Source organism: Amycolatopsis sp. CFH S0740 (assembly GCF_004522315.1).
GTDB classification, from domain to species: Bacteria; Actinomycetota; Actinomycetes; order Mycobacteriales; family Pseudonocardiaceae; genus Amycolatopsis; species Amycolatopsis nivea.
The window spans coordinates 309533-327124 of the sequence record NZ_SDLS01000001.1 but is presented as its reverse complement, the minus strand read 5'-3'; the positions used below and the strand labels follow the sequence as shown (position 1 = coordinate 327124).

Below are 17592 nucleotides of genomic sequence, written 5' to 3'. Positions count from 1 at the left end.
TGCCGGGAAGCATCGCCGACCGCAGGCGAATGTTAGGTACGCCACTGCCGCCCGGTCGATCCGCTGCGCGCACGATTCATCCGGCTCGCGCAGAGAATCTCCGCCGTCCGCAGTGGACCGTCCCCGGCGAGTCCGGCAGGCGGTGAGATCCCGCGTCCCGGCAGCATGCGCGTTTTGTTCAAGAACGGCCCGCCCTCCGGCCCGTAGCGTCAGCTCCGTGATCGACCAGACCTCGCGAGACGTCCTCCGGTGCCATTCGGTCGCCGACGTCGTCCAAGCCTTGGATTACGCGGCCGCCACCGGCCGTCGCGTGGTGCCGCGCGGTGGCGGGCATTGCTTCGTGGACCGGTGCCCGGCCGACGGGATCGTGGCGGATCTGTCCGGAATGGACCGGATCGCGGTCGACAACCTTGGCATCGCGACGATCGGGGCGGGCGCTCGGCTTGGACCGGTGTACGCGGCGCTGCACGAGCACGGCCGAACGATTCCCGCCGGGTGCGGCGACACCGTCGGCATCGCTGGGCTGACGCTCGGCGGCGGCATCGGGCTGCTCGGCCGCCAGTACGGGCTGACCTGCGACCGGCTCGTCGGCGCGCAGGTGGTGCTCGCCGACCGGAGCGTCGTGGAGTGCTCCGAGCACCGGGAAACCGACCTGTTCTGGGCGTTGCGCGGCGCGGGCGGCGGGCAGTTCGGAATCGTCACGGAGTTGCGGTTCGAGACGGTGCCGGAGCCGTCGGTCTGCCGGATCGAGGGGACCTGGACGGACGGAAACCTCGTCCAGACCTGGCTGGACTGGGCACCCGACGCCCCGGACGGGCTGACCGTGAACCTCGCCGTCCAAGAGGGACGCGTGACGCTCTTCGGCATCTCCACCTTGCCGCAGGCGGAGACGGAGGGGCTGCTCCGGGAGTTCACCGCACGTGCCGGTGTTCTGTATGCAATAGACATCCGACTGGATGTTCCCTACAGCATGGTGAAGCCGACATTCAGCGTGGTGGATCCCGCCCCGGAAACCCGCCGCTTCCGGTCGGAGTTCTTCGCGCGCACGATGTCCGAGCGGACCGCGAGCGAGCTTCTCCGGGGTCTCGGCGGGAACCGGCGGCTGGCGTTCACCGCGATGGGCGGGGCGTACAACCGGGTCGCGGAGGAGGACACCGCGTTCGCCCACCGGGGCGAGCGGTACTTGCTGGAGCAGGCCGGCGACCCGGGCGATCCGTGGGTGGACGAGGCGTGGACCGTCGCGCACGCGGAGGGGTCCGGCCGGGTTTATCCGAACTTTCCCGATCTCGCGCTCGAGGATCCGAGCCGCGCGTATCACGCGGGCAACCGCGCCAGGCTCGCCGCGGTCAAGAAAAGCGTCGACCCGCAGCGCCTTTTCGACTTTCCCCAGGCTCTCTGAGCGACTACTAAGGAGCGTCATGAACAAAGTGTTCAGTGCCCTGTCCGTTTCGGTGGACGGGTACATCAGCGGCCGCCGCGAGGAAGGGGCGGACGAGGTCGGGAGCGGGCTCGGCGACGCCGGCGCGCTGTTCGACTGGTACTTCACCGGCGACACGCCCAGCAAGGTCTTCGACGGGTTCAAGCTTTCCGAGCCCAGCGCGCAGGTTTTCGACTCGCTCGCGGCGCGCGTCGGGGCGACCGTGGTCGGGCACGCGACGTACGACCACTCAAGCCACTTCGGCGGTAGTGGTCCGCATCCGACCGCTCCCCTGTTCGTGGTCAGCCACCAGCCGGTGCCGGAACTGAGCGAGGCGCAGACCCAGGCGACCAGCGTCGAAGAAGCCGTCAAAGGCGCGCGGGCGGCGGCCGGCGACAAGGACGTCGCGCTCATGGGCGGCGTTCTGGTCACCGAGGCGATCAAGGCCGGGCTGGTCGACGAAGTCGTGCTTCACCAGGTGCCGATCCTGCTGGGCGGCGGGCGGAGCTTCTTCGGCGAACTGCCCGAACACGTGCGGCTGCGGCTGGTCGAGGCCGTCCCGGCACCCGGCGTCACCCACCTTCACTACGAAATCCTCCGCTGAAAGGAATCCCCATGCTGAACCCCGAAGTCCGCCGCGTCCTCGACGGCACCCCGATCGCCCACCTCGCGACCGTGCTCCCGGACGGGTCGCCGCACGTCGTCCCGGTGTGGATCGGCACGCGCGGCGACCGGATCGTCTTCCTGACCGGCCCGGACAGCCGCAAGGCCCGCAACCTCCGCCGCGACCCCCGGGTGGCGATTTCCCTTACCCCGCCGGACAATCCGTTCGAGCCGATCATCATCCGCGGCCGGGTGGCCGAATGGATCGAGGGCGATCCGGCGTGGGAGATCGTCGACGAGGTGGCGAAGAAGTACATCGGACAGCCCTACACGCGCGAGCAGGTGCGCGTCGTGGGCCTGATCGAGCCGGAGACGCAGTCGGTGGGGATGTAGTCAGAAGGCGACCGACGCGGCCGTTTCCCGTTGCGACTCAAGGACGTTCAGCCGTTCGGTCAGTGCATTGTGGACGGCTTCGTAGGTGTCTGAACCAAGGGAGAGGCGCAGCGGCGGGTCCGGCCGGAGGGTGGTCTCGTAGAGCAGCGCGGCGATCTTGGCCGGGTCGCCGGGGAGGTCGCTGTCGTCGAGGGATTCGAGGTATCGGCGGGTCCGGCCGACCGCGCTGTCGCGATAGGGAGCCGTTTCGGCGGTGTACCGCAGCGCGGACGCGAAGCCGGTCCGGGTCCCGCCGAGCTGTGCCAGCGTCAGGTGGACGCCGAACTCGGCGACCTCCCGGCTGACGCTCTCGGTGTACCCCTCCAGACCCCACTTCCCCGCGTGGTACGCGCTGTGCGTCGGCGAGCCGATCTGCCCGCCCATGCTGGAGATCTGGAGGATCCGGCCGCCGCCCCGCTCGCGCATCGGGCCGAGGAACGCGCGGGTGATCAGGATCGGGGCGAGCAGCAGCACCTCGATCTGGTCCCGGATCTGCTCGGGCGTCATCTCCTCGGCCGCGCCGACGACGGCGTAGCCCGCGTTGTTCACGACCACGTCCACCGGCCGCCGCCGCAACGTCCGCTCGACCACGGCGGCGACGTCGGCCGGACGGGTCAGGTCGAGCTGCTCCACGGTGAGCCGCGGCGACTCCGGCAACGCGTCCGGCCGTCGGACCGTCGCGGTGACGTGCTCGCCGCGCCGGAGCGCCTCCTCGACCAGGTGGCGGCCCAGACCGCCGGAAGCGCCGGTGACGAACCAATGCCGTGCGGGCATGACGGGATCCTCCAGGGGTAAGGTCAACCGGAATGCGTTCCGGTTCACGCTATCCGGAATGCATTCCGGATAGCAACCCCGGAGGAACCGATGCCCGACGCCCCGCGCCGCCCCCGCCGAGACGCGCTCGAGAACCGCGCCCGGCTCTTGGAAGTCGCCGCGAAGGCCTTCGCCGCGGAAGGCCTCGACGCGGCGCCGGCAGCGATCGCCAAACAGGCCGGGGTCGGCGTCGGCACGCTCTACCGGCACTTCCCGACCCGCGAAGCCCTGATCGACGCCGCCTACCGGCATCAGCTCGCGGTGGTCTGCGAACAGGCATCGACGCTCCTCGCGCAGCACCCGGCCGCGGAAGCGCTGCGGGAGTGGCTGACGCATTTCCTCGCCTACGTCAGCGCGAAGCACGGGATGTCCGAGGCGCTCAACGCGGTGATCGCGTCCGGCGTCGATCCTTACTCGGACAGCCGGAAGCTGCTCGTCGACGCTGTCAGCGAGCTCCTGTCCGCAGGCGCGGCGGACGGCACGCTCCGGGACGACGTGCGCGCCGACGACGTGCTGGTGCTGATCGGCGGGATCGCGTACTCCGCGCAGCACTGCGAAAAACCGCAGACGCAGCGGTTGATCGGCTTGGTGCTGGACTCGCTCGCCCGCTGATCACCGGCCAACGAGCGGACGCGTGCCAGGCGGCAACTGCGCCACCGGGCCGCCTCGTCGGCATACCAGCGCGTTCTTGCTCGCCCGCAGAATCACCGGCCCACCAGCGGACGCGTACCAGGCGGCAACTGCGCCACCCCGCCGCCCAGGTACTGCACCACCGCCTCCTGCAACGCCCGCACCGCACGCGGCTGCTCGACATCCCGCCGATACGCCAGCCGCACCACCCGGCTGAGCCCGGGCGAGGTGAATTGCGTGCGGCGGAACCGGTCTCCGACCACGGTGCTCGGCACGACCGCCAGCCCCAATCCGGCCTGGACCAGCTCCAGCACCGCGTCCATCTCGCCGCCTTCGATGGCGAACAGTGGGTCGAAACCCTCCGCGCGGCAGGCGGCCACGGTCGCCTCGCGCAGGTCGTAGCCCTGCCGGAACATCACCAGCGGCCGGTCCCGGAGCGCGGCGATCGGCATCCGGCCGCGCACCGGTGCGGGCGCGTCCTTCGGCGAGATCACCACGAGGTCCTCGACGAACAGCGCGCGGCTCTCCAGCCGGGGGTCGTCGTGCACGCGGCTGTCCACGATCATCGCCAGGTCCAGGCCGCCTTCCGACAGCGCGGTCTGCAGGTCCCGCGAGCCGCTTTCGTGCAGCACCAGCTCGATCCCGGGATAGTCCCGGCGGAACGCGGCGAGCATCGCGGGCAGCAGGCCGGTGCACAGGCTCGGCGTCGCGCCCAGCCGCACCCGGCCGCGGCCCAGTTCGTCCAGTTCCCGGATGGCCCGGTACGCCGTCTCGGTCTCGGCGAGGATCCGGCGCGCGATCGGCAGCAGCGTCTCCCCCGCTTCGGTGAGCGTGACGTTCCCGCGGATCCGGTGGAACAGTCCCGCGCCGACATCCCGTTCCAGCGCGCGAATCTGCTGCGACAGTGAGGGCTGCGCCACACGCATCTGTTCCGCGGCGCGCGTGAAATGCCGTGTCTCGGCCACTGCCAGGAAATACGCCAGCTGCTGGAACTGCATGACCGCCATCATAGGCGCTGCCTATCCTGTCGAGAGAAATCATGTGTTTGCCCTCTCGTCAGCGCCGACTTACCGTCGGTTCCGTGGCACTCGCACCCGCTCCGCCCCGCCGTCGCCCGGCGCTCGTGACGTTCTGGCGTTCGACGATCGGCAAGAAAGTCGTCATGGCCGTCACCGGCCTGATCTTCGTCGCGTTCCTGTTCGTGCACATGGCCGGGAATCTCAAGGTTTTCCTGGGACCGCAGCATTTCGACGACTACGCCGCCTGGCTGCGCACCATCGGCGAACCGGTGCTGCAGAACGCCTGGTACCTCTCGATCCAGCGGGTCGTGCTGCTGATCGCGTTGGTGCTGCACGTGGTCGCGGCGGTGCAACTGTCCAAACGGGACCGGCAAGCGCGTCCGGTCAAGTACGCGCACGGACAGCGGCGCAAGGCCAGTTTCGCGACGCACACCATGCGCTGGGGCGGCGCGACGCTCGCGCTCTACATCGTGTGGCACATCCTGGACCTCACCGTCGGCGTGGCCAACCAGGACTTCCGCGACGGCCAGCCGTACCACAACATCGTCGCGGACTTCCAGGTCTGGTGGGTCAACCTGATCTACATCGTCGCGCTGCTGATGCTCGGCCTGCACATCAACCACGGCTTCTGGAGCGCGGCGCAGACGCTGGGCATCACCAGCAAAACCCGCGACCGGGCGCTCAAAACCGTCGGGTCCGTGCTCGCCGTCGTGATCACCGGCGGCTTCCTGATCGTGCCGATCGCCGTGATGGCGGGATGGGTGGCCTGACATGAGCGACTACACGCTCGGCGAGCCGATCGCCGACACGCAAGCGCCGGACGGTCCGATCGAGGACCGCTGGGACAGCCGCCGCTTCGGCGCGAAGCTGGTCAACCCGGCCAACCGGCGGCGGCACCGGGTGATCGTGGTGGGCACCGGCCTCGCCGGGGCGTCCGCGGGAGCGACGCTCGCCGAACAGGGCTACCACGTGGTCCAGTTCTGCTTCCAGGACTCGCCGCGGCGCGCGCACTCGGTGGCCGCGCAGGGCGGGATCAACGCGGCGAAAAACTACCGCAACGACGGCGATTCGGTCTACCGGCTCTTTTACGACACGGTGAAGGGCGGCGACTTCCGGTCCCGGGAGTCCAATGTGTACCGGCTGGCGCAGGTGTCCACGCAGATCATCGACCAGGCGGTGGCCCAGGGCGTGCCGTTCGCCCGGGAGTACGGCGGGCTGCTCGACACCCGCTCCTTCGGCGGCGTCCAGGTGCAGCGCACGTTCTACGCCCGCGGCCAGACCGGGCAGCAGCTGCTGCTCGGCGCGTACCAGGCGCTGGCGCGGCAGATCGACGCCGGCGGCGTGGAGATGCACCCGCGCACGGAAATGCTGGACCTCATCGTGTCCGATGGCAAGGCACGCGGGATCGTCGCGCGCGACCTGGTCACCGGCGAGGTGACCACGCATCTGGCGGACGCCGTCGTCCTCGCGACCGGCGGCTACGGCAACGTCTTCTACTTGTCCACCAACGCGAAAGGCTCCAACGCCACCGCGATCTGGCGGGCGCACAAGCGCGGCGCGTACTTCGCGAACCCGTGCTTCACGCAGATTCACCCGACCTGCATCCCGCGTTCGGGCGAACATCAGTCGAAGCTGACGCTGATGAGCGAGTCGCTGCGCAACGACGGCCGGATCTGGGTGCCGAAGCAGCCGCAGGACCCGCGACCGCCGCAGGAGATCCCGGAATCCGAACGGGACTACTACCTGGAGCGGATGTACCCGAGCTTCGGCAACCTGGTGCCGCGCGACATCGCGTCGCGGGCCGCGAAGAACGTCTGCGATGCCGGGTTCGGCGTCGGTCCCGGCGGGCTCGGCGTGTACCTGGACTTCGCGGACGCGATCGAGCGGATGGGCCGCCCGGCGGTCGAAGCCAAGTACGGCAACCTGTTCGACATGTACGAGCGGATCACCGCGGAGAACCCGTACGAGGTCCCGATGCGGATCTACCCGGCGATCCACTACACGATGGGCGGGCTGTGGGTCGACTACGACCTGCAGAGCACGGTGCCCGGCCTGTTCGTGATCGGCGAGGCCAACTTCTCCGACCACGGCGCGAACCGGCTCGGTGCGTCAGCGCTGATGCAGGGTCTCGCCGACGGCTACTTCGTGCTCCCGGCCACGCTCAACGACTACATCGCCCGCGGCAGCTTCCCCGCGCTCGACCCTGCCGATCCGGCAGTCGCGCAAGCGGAAACCGCGGTGTGCGACCGGCTGGAACGGCTGCTGTCGGTGCGCGGCACCCGGAGCGTCGACTCCTTCCACCGCGAACTGGGCCACCTGATGTGGGACCACTGCGGGATGTCCCGGTCCGCCGAAGGCCTGCGGAAAGCGCTCGACCGCATTCCGGAGCTGCGCGCCGAATTCTGGCGGGACGTCCGCGTCCCGGGGACCGGAGCGGAACTGAACCAGGAACTCGAGAAGGCCGGTCGCGTCGCCGATTTCCTCGAACTCGCCGAATTGCTGCTGCTCGACGCACTGGTGCGCGAGGAATCGTGCGGCGGCCATTTCCGCGAGGAACACCAAACCGAAGACGGCGAGGCGCAGCGCGACGACGAGCGGTTCTCGTACGTCTCAGCCTGGGAGCACGGCGAAAAGCCGGTACTGCACCAGGAAATCCTGAACTTCGAGCACGTCCACCCCACCCAGCGGAGCTACACGTGAAACTCACCCTGCGGGTCTGGCGCCAGTCCGGCCCGGACGACGACGGCAGGCTGGTCGACTACCCGGTCGAGGACGCCAGCCCGGACATGTCGTTCCTGGAACTTCTCGACGTCCTCAACCAGCACCTCATCGAGGACGGCGCCGAGCCGATCGCGTTCGACCACGACTGCCGCGAAGGCATCTGCGGTTCGTGCGGCGTGGTGATCAACGGCCGGGCGCACGGCCCGGAACGCACCACGACCTGCCAGCTGCACCTGCGCTCGTTCCGCGACGGCGACGTGCTGGACGTGGAACCGTGGCGCGCCAAGGGTTTCCCGGTGATCAAGGACCTGGTGGTCGACCGGTCGGCGTTCGACCGGATCATCGAGGCGGGCGGCTACGTCACCGCCCCGACCGGCAGCGCACCCGAAGCGCACGCGACGCCGGTGCCGAAGCCGGACGCGGACCTCGCCTTCGACAACGCCACCTGCATCGGCTGCGGCGCGTGCGTAGCGGCCTGCCCGAACGGGTCGGCGATGCTGTTCACCTCGGCGAAGGTGGCGCACCTGAACTCGCTGCCGCAGGGCCAGCCGGAACGCGCTCAGCGCGTGCTCGACATGGTCGAAACCATGGACGCAGCCGACTTCGGCGGCTGCACCAACACCGGCGAATGCGTCGCCTCCTGCCCCAAAGGCATCCCGCTGACCAGCATCGCGAACCTCAACCGCGAATTCCTGAAAGCCAGCCGCTCACGACGGTAACCAGACGCGCGGCTGTCTCCCGTCCGGAACGGCTCCGGTGGGAGACAGCCGCGGCGCGGGCAGGTCAGGACTTCCTGCCCCGCTTGGTGTCGTCGTCGATGTCGATCCGCTCCTTGCGGACCTTGCCCTGGACGGTCTGCTCCTCGGTGACCTGCTCGGTGCCCAGGCGCACCCGCTCCACCGGCACGGTTTCCTTCTGCACCACCGGTTTCTCGGCGTGCAGCACGACGTCCTGCTCAGCCTCGCCGATCTCGGTCCGGCCCGCCGCCTTGGCGTCGGTGATCGGCTCGCGCTCGACGCGGACCTCCTCGTGCGTGACCGGCACGGTCACCTGCTCGTCCTCGGTCACCACATACTTGCGCAGCCGGACGTGGCCGGTTTCGACCTGTTCGGTGCCGACCCGCAGGTGTTCCTCGGACCGCACCACGTCGCCGGCGCCGGACGCGTCGTGCCGTCCGCCCTTGGCTGCGTGCTCAGCGGTCGGGTGTCCCTTGGCCTGGGCGGCGTCCCGGCCGGTCGGCCGCGTCGTGCCAGCAACGCCGCCTGCCGCACCGCCAGCTGCCGCGTCGCGTCCGCGGTCCCGCATGTTCTCGCCGTTCCCGGCGCGCGGAGCGGGCAGGCCGTAGTACTTGTACAGCTCGACGCTTTCCTTTTCGGAGAGATGACCCTCGGCGTCGATGCGCGGCGCGTCGGACACCTGGTCCTTCGCGACCTGGACGTGCAGGCCGTCGCTCTCCATGTCCGCGCCCGACAGCGGCACGAAGCTCTCCTTCTGGCCGAACAGCCCGGTTTTCACCGTCACCCACTCCGGCCGCCTGGTGTCGTCGGCGAGATAAACCGTGCCCACCTTGCCGATCTTGCTGCCGGAATTGTCCATCACGGTGCTGTCGACGAGGTCCTGCGGCTGCATTGCGCGTACCATGGATCCACTCCATTTCCCGAATCGGAATTTCTCCTCCGCGTCCCACTCTCCGGCTGGTCACAGCCCCGCGCAAGCGTCGTACCCCTCAGCCGAGCGACCCCGTTTCGTGTCAGTTTGCGGACCGGAATCAGCGGGTACTTCCGTCGTAAGAGGACCGTTCTCACGGGCCCGGCGGAATGGGCGCGAATTGTTCGCCCACCGGGGAAAGAATAGCCGCCAGCGAATTCCGGAGGCGGCACGCGGCCCGAAGGGATTCGCCTGCGCGAAAACCGGATGCGACCTGCCGGACCGGTCGGCTAGGCTTCCGGCCCATGGGTGCCTTTTTCTCCGCCTGCGCGCTGACTCGCCTGCGCAACGCCTGAGCGCCGGACGCACACCGCTCCGTCGCGCTCTCCCGTTGTCCGTCCGGGCTGCCTGTCCTGGCGCCCGGGTCGCTTCCTCATGCGCGGAGTACACACCCCTATGTCTGCCCGGCCTTTCGGCGGACGGCACGAGCTCGGCCAGAACTTCCTGGCCGACCCCGCCGTCATCGCCGCTGTCTGCACTGCCGCCGACCGCACCACCGGCCCCCTCGTGGAACTCGCCGCGGGCGACGGCGCGCTGACCGTCCCGCTCAGCCGCACCGGCCGCCCGCTCACCGCGGTCGAACTCGACCCCCGCCGTGCCCGCCGCCTCGCCCGGCGCACCGGCGACCACGTCGAGGTCGTCCACGGCGACCTGCTCCAGCACCGGCTGCCCGACGTTCCGCACACCGTCGTCGGCAACCTTCCCTTCCACCTCACCACCGCGGCCCTGCGCCGGTTGTTCCGGCAGCCGCACTGGGAACTCGCGGTGCTGCTGGTGCAGTGGGAGGTCGCCCGCCGCCGGGCCGGGATCGGCGGCGCCTCCCAGATGACCGCCGCCTGGTGGCCGTGGTTCGAGTTCGCCGTCCCCGCCCGGGTCCCGGCGCACGCGTTCCGTCCTCGCCCGGCGGTGGACGGCGGGATCCTCGTGATCACCCGCCGCCCGGAACCGCTCGTCACCGGCCAGGCGGAGTACCAGGAGTTCGTCCGCGAAGTCTTCACCGGACGCGGCCGCGGGCTCGGCGGGATCCTGCCCCGCACCGGCCGCCTCAGCGTCCGCGCGACGCGGACTTGGCTTGCCCGGCAACGGCTGTCGCCGCAAGCACTCCCCCGCGACCTGACCGCCGAGCAATGGGCGTCGCTGTGGGAGCTGGCGCGGTGAGACGGGCGGCGTGACTTCGCTCCCGTGGAAGTGCGTGCGGGTCGCCCTGAGGGAATCTGATTCCCTCAGGGTGGCCCTCACGGACCTTGGGCATCGCGCGCCGGGCCATTGGCAGGGGGTCTGCATCGGTTAGCCCGATGCAGGGCAGCGAAAAGCTCTGCTTTCCCGCACCCCGGGGAGCTGGTGATAGTGAACGGAAGCGACGAAAGGCGGTTCCGGGAATGAACCACGGCGACTGGGTGCACGAGGCCGCGCGACTGCGGCCCCGCGAAGCGGCCTTTGTGGACGGTGACTGGCTCGAAGCCAAGTCCGGCAAGACTTTCGCCGACGTCAACCCCGCCACCGGGCACCCAGTCGCGCACGTGGCTGAATGCGGCCGGGACGAGATCGACGCCGCGGTCGCCGCCGCGCGACGCGCGTTCGAGGACGGCCGCTGGTCCCGGCTCGCCGCGGCCGAGCGCAAGAAACGGCTGCTGAGGCTGGCCGAGCTGATCACAGCGCACGGACCGGAACTGGCGCTCTGCGACACCCTGGACGTCGGCCGTCCGATCTCGGACACGTTCGGCCAGGACGTGCCCGCGACCGCCGAATGCTTCGCCTGGTACGCCGAAGCGCTCGACAAGCGCTACGACGAGGTCGCGCCCACCCCTCCGGGCAATTTCGCGGCGATCCGGCGGGTGCCGCTCGGAGTGGTGGGCGCGGTCGTGCCGTGGAACTTCCCGCTCGACATCGCCGGGTGGAAGCTCGCCCCGGCGCTGGCCGCGGGCAACAGCGTCGTCCTCAAGCCCGCTGAACAGTCGCCGCTGTCCGCGCTGCGGCTGGGAGAGTTGGCCGCGGAGGCGGGAATTCCGGACGGGGTGCTCAACGTCGTGCCCGGCTTCGGCGAAACCGCGGGACAGGCACTGGGAAGGCATCCGGACGTCGACGTCCTCGCCTTCACCGGATCGACGCCGGTCGGCGGCCTGTTCCTGCGCTACGCCGGGGAGTCGAACCTCAAGCAGGTCTGGCTCGAATGCGGCGGCAAAAGCCCGGTCGTGGTGTTCGCCGACGCCGACCTCGACGCCGCGGCGGATCTGGTCGCGTTCGGGTTCTGCGCGAACTCCGGCCAGGTCTGTTCGGCGACGACCCGCCTGCTCGTCGAGGCATCGGCGGCGGACGAATTCCTCGCCCGGCTGCGGGAGAAGGTCGGCGAGTGGGTGCCCGGGGATCCACTGGACCCGGCCACGAAACTGGGTCCGATGATCGACGAGAACTCCGCGACGCGCGTGCTGGCTGCCGTCGAGGCCAGCAGCGGAACCGTCCTCGCGGGCGGCACGCGTCGCGGTGCGTTCCTGGACCCGACCCTCGTGACCGGCCTGGCCGCCGACGATCCGCTGGTCACCGACGAGTTGTTCGGGCCGGTGCTCGCCACCCTCCCGTTCGGGACCGAAGCCGAAGCGATCCGGCTCGCCAACGACACCCCGTACGGCCTCGCCGCGTCCGTCTGGACCCGCGACCTCGCCCGCGCGCACCGCGTCTCCGACGGAATCCACGCCGGGACCGTCTCGGTGAACACAGTGGACGCGCTCAGCACCGCGACCCCGTTCGGCGGCTTCAAGCAGTCCGGCTTCGGCCGCGACCTTTCCCTGCACTCGTTCGACAAGTACACCGGGCTCAAGACGGTCTGGACGGCCTACGCCTGACCGAGGTCGCGTCCGGTTTCCGCGGCCAGGTAGCCGAGCAGCAGCTCGCGTGTCCTGGCTGCGGACAGGCTGGTGTTGCGTCCGGCGAGATGCAGGCCGTACGCGTCTTCCAGTGCCACCGCGTTCGCCGCGATGTCCGCTGCGGGCGACCGCAGCTGGAACGCCCCGGTGTCCTGACCGTGGGCGAGCGCGGCCGAGTACAGCGACACCTCGCGGTCCCACAACGCCGTCATCAACACCGCGTGCGCCGGGTTGCGCGCCGCGTGGACGTGCATTTCGTACAGCACGCGGCTCAGCGGATCGCCCTCGCCCGCCGGGAGCCCCGCGTCGACCAGCCGCACCAGCCGCCGGACCGGATCGTCCTCGGCTTCCGCGGCGCGCGCTCGCGCCCAGTAGAACCGGTCGACCGCGTCGCGGTGCAGTTCGAACAGCAGGTCGTCGAGGTCCGGGTAGTAGTAGCTGACCGAGCCTGCCGACAGCCCGGCCTCCTCCGCGACGTCGCGCACGCGGAGCCCGGCCAGCCCCCGCGTCCGGACCGCGCGGGCGGCCGCCGCCACCAGCTCGTCGCGCCGCTTCGCCTGGTCCTTGGGTCGTGCCACGTCCAGGATTATTGATGACGTGCATCGAAAAACCCAGTACCGGTTCCGGAGAACCCACCCCGTAAGGGCCTTGCCTCCCGGACCGGCAGCGCGCATTCTTTGCGACAGACCGCAAAGAATGAGGAGACGCGCATGGCCCACCCCCTCTCGCGCCTGACCGAAGACGAGGTCGCCCGCAACCGCGCGCTGCTGGCCGGAGCCGGGATCGCGACCGAGAGCACCCGGTTCGCGCTCGTCTCGCTGCTCGAACCGGCGAAAGCCGCCGTGCTGGCCTGGCAGCCGGGCGACCCGGTCGACCGCCGCGTCCGTTCGCTGCTGCTCGACCGGCGGACCGGCGCGGTGCGCGAAACGGTCGTGTCGCTGACCAGCGGCGAGGTCGTGGCCGACCGGGAGGTGGACGTCGTCGCCGAGGGGCAGCCGCCGATCCTGCACGAGGAGTTCGACCTGGTCGAGGAGATCCTCTGGCAGGACGAGGCGTGGAACGCGGCGATGCGCCGTCGCGGCATCGACGAACCCCGTTCGGTCCGGATCTCCGCCCTGAGCGCCGGGTGCTTCGACATCCCTGGCGAGATCGGGCTGCGACTCGTGCGCTGCCTGGCGTTTCTGCAGCTCAACAAGGACGACAACCTCTGGGCGCACCCGATCGACGGCGTCGTGGCCTACGTCGACCTGATCGCCGGCCGCGTGCACGACCTCGTCGACGACGGTCCGGCCGACATCCCGCGCACCGCCTACGACTACCACCTCGACGGACCCGTCCGCGACACGCAGAAACCCATCGTGATCACCCAGCCCGAGGGGCCGAGCTTCACTGTCGACGGCGACGTCGTCACGTGGGAGAAGTGGCAGTTCCGGATCGGCTTCAACGCGGTCGAAGGCCTTACCCTGCACCAAATCGGCTTCCAGGACGGCGACCGGCTGCGTCCGGTCGTCTACCGCGCGTCGGTCGCCGAGATGGTCGTGCCGTACGGGGATCCGAGCCCAGTCCGGTTCTGGCAGAACTACTTCGACGCCGGCGAGTATTCACTGGGCAAGGAAGCCAACTCGCTGACCCTGGGCTGCGACTGTCTCGGCGAGATCCGCTACTTCGACGCCGTCCTGCACGACGACGACGGGCATCCGCACACCATCCCGAACGCGATCTGCATGCACGAGGAAGACGCTGGCGTGCTGTGGAAGCACACTGACCACTACAACGGCAGTGTTTCCACCCGCCGGCAGCGTCGGCTCGTCATCTCGTTCTTCGTGACGGTCGGCAATTACGACTACGGCTTCTACTGGTACCTCTACCTCGACGGCACGATCGAACTCGAGTGCAAGGCCACCGGGATCGTCTTCACCTCGGCCTTCCCCGCCGACGACGACTACCCGTGGGCCACCGAAATCGCCCCCGGCATCGGCGCGCCGTTCCACCAGCACCTGTTCTCCGCGCGGCTGGACATGATGGTCGACGGCCTCACGAACGCCGTCGACGAGATCGACGCGCAACGCGTCCCGATCGGTCCGGGCAATCTGCACGGCAACGCTTTCACCCGGAAGATCACCAGGCTGGCCAAGGAATCCGAGGCCGCGCGGCTCGCCGACGGCAACCTTGGCCGCACCTGGCGGATCAGCAATCCCGAGTCCTGCAACGCCCTCGGCAAGCCCGTCGGGTACACGCTGCATCCCGAAGGCCAGCCGCCGTTGCTGGCCGACGACGCATCCTCGATCGCCCGCCGCGCCGCCTTCACCCGCAAGCACCTCTGGGTCACCGCGTATGCCGAGGACGAACGCTTCCCGGCGGGCGAGTACGTCAACCAGAACGACGGCAACACCGGCATCGACACCTGGATCCAGGCCGACCGCGACCTCGACGGCGCCGACCTCGTCGTGTGGCACACCTTCGGGCTCACCCACTACCCGCGCACCGAGGACTGGCCGATCATGCCTGTCGACCACACCGGGTTCACGCTCAAGCCCAGCGGATTCTTCGACGTCAACCCCGCGCTGGACACGCCCGCGCCGAAACCGCAGCATCCCGGCTGCTGCCACTGAGGCAGGATGTCGGCATGAGCGAGCCTTCCTTCACCCTCGTGCAGCTGCGCTATTTCGAGGCGGCGGCGCGGCACCTGAGCATGACTGCCGCATCGAAGGAGCTGATGGTTTCGCAGTCGGCCGTTTCGACGGCGATCGCGCAGCTGGAGAAGGAAATGGGCGTGCAGTTCCTGCTGCGACACCACGCCCGCGGGCTCAGCCTGACCACCGCCGGCGAGGAGTTCTACAAGCGGGTGCTGGATTTCCTGGCGCACGGCGCGGAGCTGGTCGAAACCGCGCGGCAGTCCGGCACCGACCTGGTCGGCACGCTCACCGTCGGCTGTTTCACCACGCTCGCGCCGTTCCGCCTGCCGAGCCTGCTGGCCGAGTTCGAAACCCGGCATCCGCGCGTGCACGTGTCCCTGCGCGAGGGCGAGCACAAGGCGCTCAAGGCCGCGTTGCGAGCCGGCGAGACCGAGCTGGCGATGCTGTACGGCTACGACCTCGACGACGACATCGACCGCGAGGTGGTCGGCACCGCCGCGCCGTACGCGCTCGTCTCCGAGGACCACCGGCTCGCCCGGCGGAAGAACCGCAAGGTGTCGCTGCATGAGCTGGCGGAGGAGCCGATGGTGCTGCTCGATCTGCCGCACAGCCGGGAGTACCTGCAGTCGATCCTGAGCGACGCCGGGGTGGCGCCGCGGGTTCGGCACCGGACGAGCGGATACGAGACGGTGCGGGCGCTGGTGGCTTCCGGGCACGGCTTCGCGTTGCTCAACCAGCGCCCGCCTGCTGACACGACTTACGCGGGGGCGAGCGTGGTGCCGCTCGCGCTGACGGACGATGTTCCGTCGCTGGAGATCGTGCTCGCGACGATGCGCGGGGTTCGGCTGACCCGGCGGGCGCAGGAATTCCGGGAGCTGTGCCGCGCGCAGTACTCCTCCTGAGCGAACATCCGCGTCAAAGCAGCCGTTCCAACGCCCGGCGCGCGCGGGCCGCCGCCTGGCCATCGGCGTGCAGCTGCCGGAAATGGTTCAGCGCCAGCATGATCGCGACGATCTCGTAGAGCAGCTGCACGACGATGCGCGGACCTCAACTCACCCGGCGGGCGCAGGAATTCCGCGCGCAGTACTCCTCCTGAGCGAACATCCGCGTCAAAGCAGCCGCTCCAACGCCCGACGCGCGCGAGCCGCAGCCTGCACATCGCCGTGCAGCTGCCGGAAATGGTTCAGCGCCAGCATGATCGCGACGATCTCGTAGAGCAGCTGGTCGATGTCCGTGTCCGGCGGCAGTTCCCCGAGGCTCACCGCGCGCCAGATGTTGACCCGCAGCTCCCGCTGCCAGAACGCGCTCATCCGGACGACGGCGTCGCGCACCGGTCCTTCGCGGCCGTCGAACTCGGCCGCCGCCGCGGTGAAGAAGCAGCCGCCGGGCAGCAGGTCGCGTTCCAGGTAGGAGATCCAGGCCTCCCCCGCCGCCCGGAGGTAGGGCAGGCCGCGCGGGACGCCGCAGGCGCGTTCGGGCACCTCGCGGACGAACAGTTCGGCGGCGGCGTCGATCACGGCCAGCTGCAGGCTCTCTTTGGTGCCGAAATGCCCGATCACGCCCGCCTTGCTCATGCCCAGCTCGGCGGCGAGCCGCCCGATGGTCAGCCCCTCCAGGCCTTCGGCGGAGGCGAGCACCAGGCCGAGCTCGAGGATGCGCTGCCGGGTGTGGCGGGTCTCGGCGGCGGTCTTCCGGGGACTCATGAAACCACTATAGATTACGAACGATCGGTCGCTATATTGAACCGGACCCCGTGAGGAGACCCAGATGCCCGCTTCCCGCATCACCGCGCTCGGCCACCACCAGCCCGCCCGCGTGCTGACCAACTCCGACCTCGAAGACATGGTCGACACGACCGACGAATGGATCCGCCGCCGCACCGGCATCGCCACCCGGCACATCGCGGACGGCTCGGTCGCCGACCTGGCCGCCGAAGCCGCCGCGAAAGCGCTGGCCGGGGCCGGGCTCGAACTCGGCGAGATCGGCCTGGTCGTGGTCGCCACCTGCAGCGCGATCGACCGCTGCCCGTCGATCGCCGCCCAGGTCGCGGGCCGTCTCGGCATCCCGGCCGCGGTCTGTTTCGACCTCAACAACGGCTGCGCCGGCTTCTGCACCGCGCTCGCCACCGCGGACCACGCCGTCCAAGCCGGTGCGGCCCGGCACGCGCTGGTCATCGGCGCGGAGAAGATGTCGGACATCACCGACTGGACCGACCGCAGCACTTGCGTCCTGCTCGGCGACGGAGCAGGTGCCGCAATCCTCAGCGCAGCAGACGCTCCGGCGGTCGGCCCGGTCGTCTGGGGCTCCGACCCGACGCGCCGGCAGCTGGTCCGGCTCGTGGACGAATGGCAGCCCGCGTTCGCCCAGGACGGCCAGTCGGTGTTTCGCTGGGCGACCCAGGAACTGCCCGCCGTCGCGGCGGAAGCCTGCGCTCGCGCGGGCATCGCCACCACCGACCTCGCCGGAGTCGTCACCCATCAGGCGAATCTGCGGATCATCGAGGCGCTGACTGCCCGGCTCGAACTGCGCGAGGACGTGGTAGTCGGCCGTGACGTGGTGGATTCCGGCAACACGTCGGCGGCGTCCGTCCCACTCGCACTGTCCAAAATGGTCTCGCGCGGCGAGCTGCCGGCCGGAGGACCGGTGCTGCTGTTCGCGTTCGGCGGCGGGCTCTCCTGGGCCGGACAGGTCGTGACGTGTCCGTGAAGGACCTGGGATCCGCTCGTTCCCGGCGAAAACGGTCCAGGTCAGCG

Annotated in this window: 17 protein-coding genes; 12 read left to right on the top strand and 5 right to left on the bottom strand. The window is 69.8% G+C overall.

Annotated elements, in window-relative coordinates:
* Positions 1-217 precede the first annotated feature (217 nt).
* The 3 genes from EIZ45_RS01625 to EIZ45_RS01615 are packed head-to-tail and all read left to right on the top strand — an operon-like array spanning position 218 to position 2413.
* Complete coding sequence (locus tag EIZ45_RS01625) at positions 218-1399, top strand: FAD-binding oxidoreductase (RefSeq protein WP_240690520.1); 1182 nt, start codon at positions 218-220, stop codon at positions 1397-1399.
* Between the two features lie 19 nt (positions 1400-1418).
* Positions 1419-2021 carry a dihydrofolate reductase family protein gene (locus EIZ45_RS01620; protein ID WP_037805807.1) on the top strand — a complete coding sequence of 201 codons (603 nt, stop codon included), beginning with the start codon at positions 1419-1421 and terminating at the stop codon, positions 2019-2021.
* An 11-nt stretch (positions 2022-2032) separates the two neighbouring features.
* Positions 2033-2413 carry a PPOX class F420-dependent oxidoreductase gene (locus EIZ45_RS01615; protein WP_037805805.1) on the top strand — a complete coding sequence of 127 codons (381 nt, stop codon included), beginning with the start codon at positions 2033-2035 and terminating at the stop codon, positions 2411-2413.
* Here the strand turns inward: EIZ45_RS01615 and EIZ45_RS01610 are convergent, their stop codons facing one another.
* Positions 2414-3226, bottom strand: coding sequence for an SDR family NAD(P)-dependent oxidoreductase (locus EIZ45_RS01610; protein WP_134661577.1), 813 nt, complete (start codon positions 3224-3226; stop codon positions 2414-2416). It lies immediately after the preceding gene.
* Between the two features lie 90 nt (positions 3227-3316).
* On the opposite strand from EIZ45_RS01610, the gene EIZ45_RS01605 reads away from it, so the two are divergent.
* Entirely contained in the window at positions 3317-3877 is a 561-nt protein-coding gene (locus EIZ45_RS01605) for a TetR/AcrR family transcriptional regulator (protein WP_134661578.1), read from the top strand.
* Positions 3878-3969: 92 nt separating this feature from the next.
* On the opposite strand, the gene EIZ45_RS01600 is transcribed toward EIZ45_RS01605, so the two are convergent.
* Positions 3970-4893 carry a LysR family transcriptional regulator gene (locus EIZ45_RS01600; RefSeq protein WP_134661579.1) on the bottom strand — a complete coding sequence of 308 codons (924 nt, stop codon included), beginning with the start codon at positions 4891-4893 and terminating at the stop codon, positions 3970-3972.
* An 83-nt stretch (positions 4894-4976) separates the two neighbouring features.
* Between EIZ45_RS01600 and EIZ45_RS01595 the strand changes: the two genes are divergently transcribed.
* From EIZ45_RS01595 to EIZ45_RS01585, 3 genes are read left to right on the top strand one after another with little or no spacing between them, the layout of a single operon-like run.
* Positions 4977-5684 carry a succinate dehydrogenase cytochrome b subunit gene (locus tag EIZ45_RS01595; RefSeq protein WP_107050837.1) on the top strand — a complete coding sequence of 236 codons (708 nt, stop codon included), beginning with the start codon at positions 4977-4979 and terminating at the stop codon, positions 5682-5684.
* Between the two features lies 1 nt (position 5685).
* Entirely contained in the window at positions 5686-7614 is a 1929-nt protein-coding gene (locus EIZ45_RS01590; protein ID WP_134661580.1) for a fumarate reductase/succinate dehydrogenase flavoprotein subunit, read from the top strand.
* Positions 7611-8354: a succinate dehydrogenase/fumarate reductase iron-sulfur subunit gene (locus EIZ45_RS01585; RefSeq protein WP_134661581.1), complete on the top strand. Its 744-nt coding sequence runs from the start codon at positions 7611-7613 to the stop codon at positions 8352-8354. The genes EIZ45_RS01590 and EIZ45_RS01585 overlap by 4 nt, the downstream gene beginning before the upstream one ends.
* A 64-nt stretch (positions 8355-8418) precedes the next feature.
* Here the strand turns inward: EIZ45_RS01585 and EIZ45_RS01580 are convergent, their stop codons facing one another.
* The gene (locus tag EIZ45_RS01580; RefSeq protein ID WP_134661582.1) at positions 8419-9276 is read right to left on the bottom strand and encodes a DUF2382 domain-containing protein; all 858 of its coding nucleotides are present in this window, start codon (positions 9274-9276) and stop codon (positions 8419-8421) included.
* 462 nt (positions 9277-9738) lie between these two features.
* On the opposite strand from EIZ45_RS01580, the gene erm reads away from it, so the two are divergent.
* Both erm and EIZ45_RS01570 read left to right on the top strand, forming a co-directional pair.
* Positions 9739-10500, top strand: coding sequence for a 23S ribosomal RNA methyltransferase Erm (gene erm / locus EIZ45_RS01575; protein WP_205669769.1), 762 nt, complete (start codon positions 9739-9741; stop codon positions 10498-10500).
* Positions 10501-10721: 221 nt separating this feature from the next.
* Entirely contained in the window at positions 10722-12182 is a 1461-nt protein-coding gene (locus EIZ45_RS01570; protein WP_134661584.1) for an aldehyde dehydrogenase family protein, read from the top strand.
* Here EIZ45_RS01570 and EIZ45_RS01565 read toward each other — a convergent pair.
* Entirely contained in the window at positions 12173-12781 is a 609-nt protein-coding gene (locus EIZ45_RS01565) for a TetR/AcrR family transcriptional regulator (RefSeq protein WP_205669770.1), read from the bottom strand. The genes EIZ45_RS01570 and EIZ45_RS01565 overlap by 10 nt on opposite strands.
* Positions 12782-12880: 99 nt before the next feature.
* Here EIZ45_RS01565 and EIZ45_RS01560 point away from each other — a divergent pair, with 99 nt between their 5' ends.
* A complete protein-coding gene (locus EIZ45_RS01560; RefSeq protein ID WP_255442924.1) occupies positions 12881-14815 on the top strand; it encodes a primary-amine oxidase in 1935 nt (644 codons plus the stop codon).
* A 14-nt stretch (positions 14816-14829) separates the two neighbouring features.
* Positions 14830-15741 (top strand): LysR substrate-binding domain-containing protein, encoded by a 912-nt coding sequence (locus tag EIZ45_RS01555; RefSeq protein WP_134661587.1) that lies wholly within the window; start codon positions 14830-14832, stop codon positions 15739-15741.
* A 207-nt stretch (positions 15742-15948) separates the two neighbouring features.
* On the opposite strand, the gene EIZ45_RS01545 is transcribed toward EIZ45_RS01555, so the two are convergent.
* Positions 15949-16542: a TetR/AcrR family transcriptional regulator gene (locus tag EIZ45_RS01545; protein ID WP_134661588.1), complete on the bottom strand. Its 594-nt coding sequence runs from the start codon at positions 16540-16542 to the stop codon at positions 15949-15951.
* A gap of 64 nt (positions 16543-16606) precedes the next feature.
* On the opposite strand from EIZ45_RS01545, the gene EIZ45_RS01540 reads away from it, so the two are divergent.
* Positions 16607-17545: a beta-ketoacyl-ACP synthase 3 gene (locus tag EIZ45_RS01540; RefSeq protein ID WP_134661589.1), complete on the top strand. Its 939-nt coding sequence runs from the start codon at positions 16607-16609 to the stop codon at positions 17543-17545.
* The last annotated feature ends 47 nt before the right edge of the window (positions 17546-17592 follow it).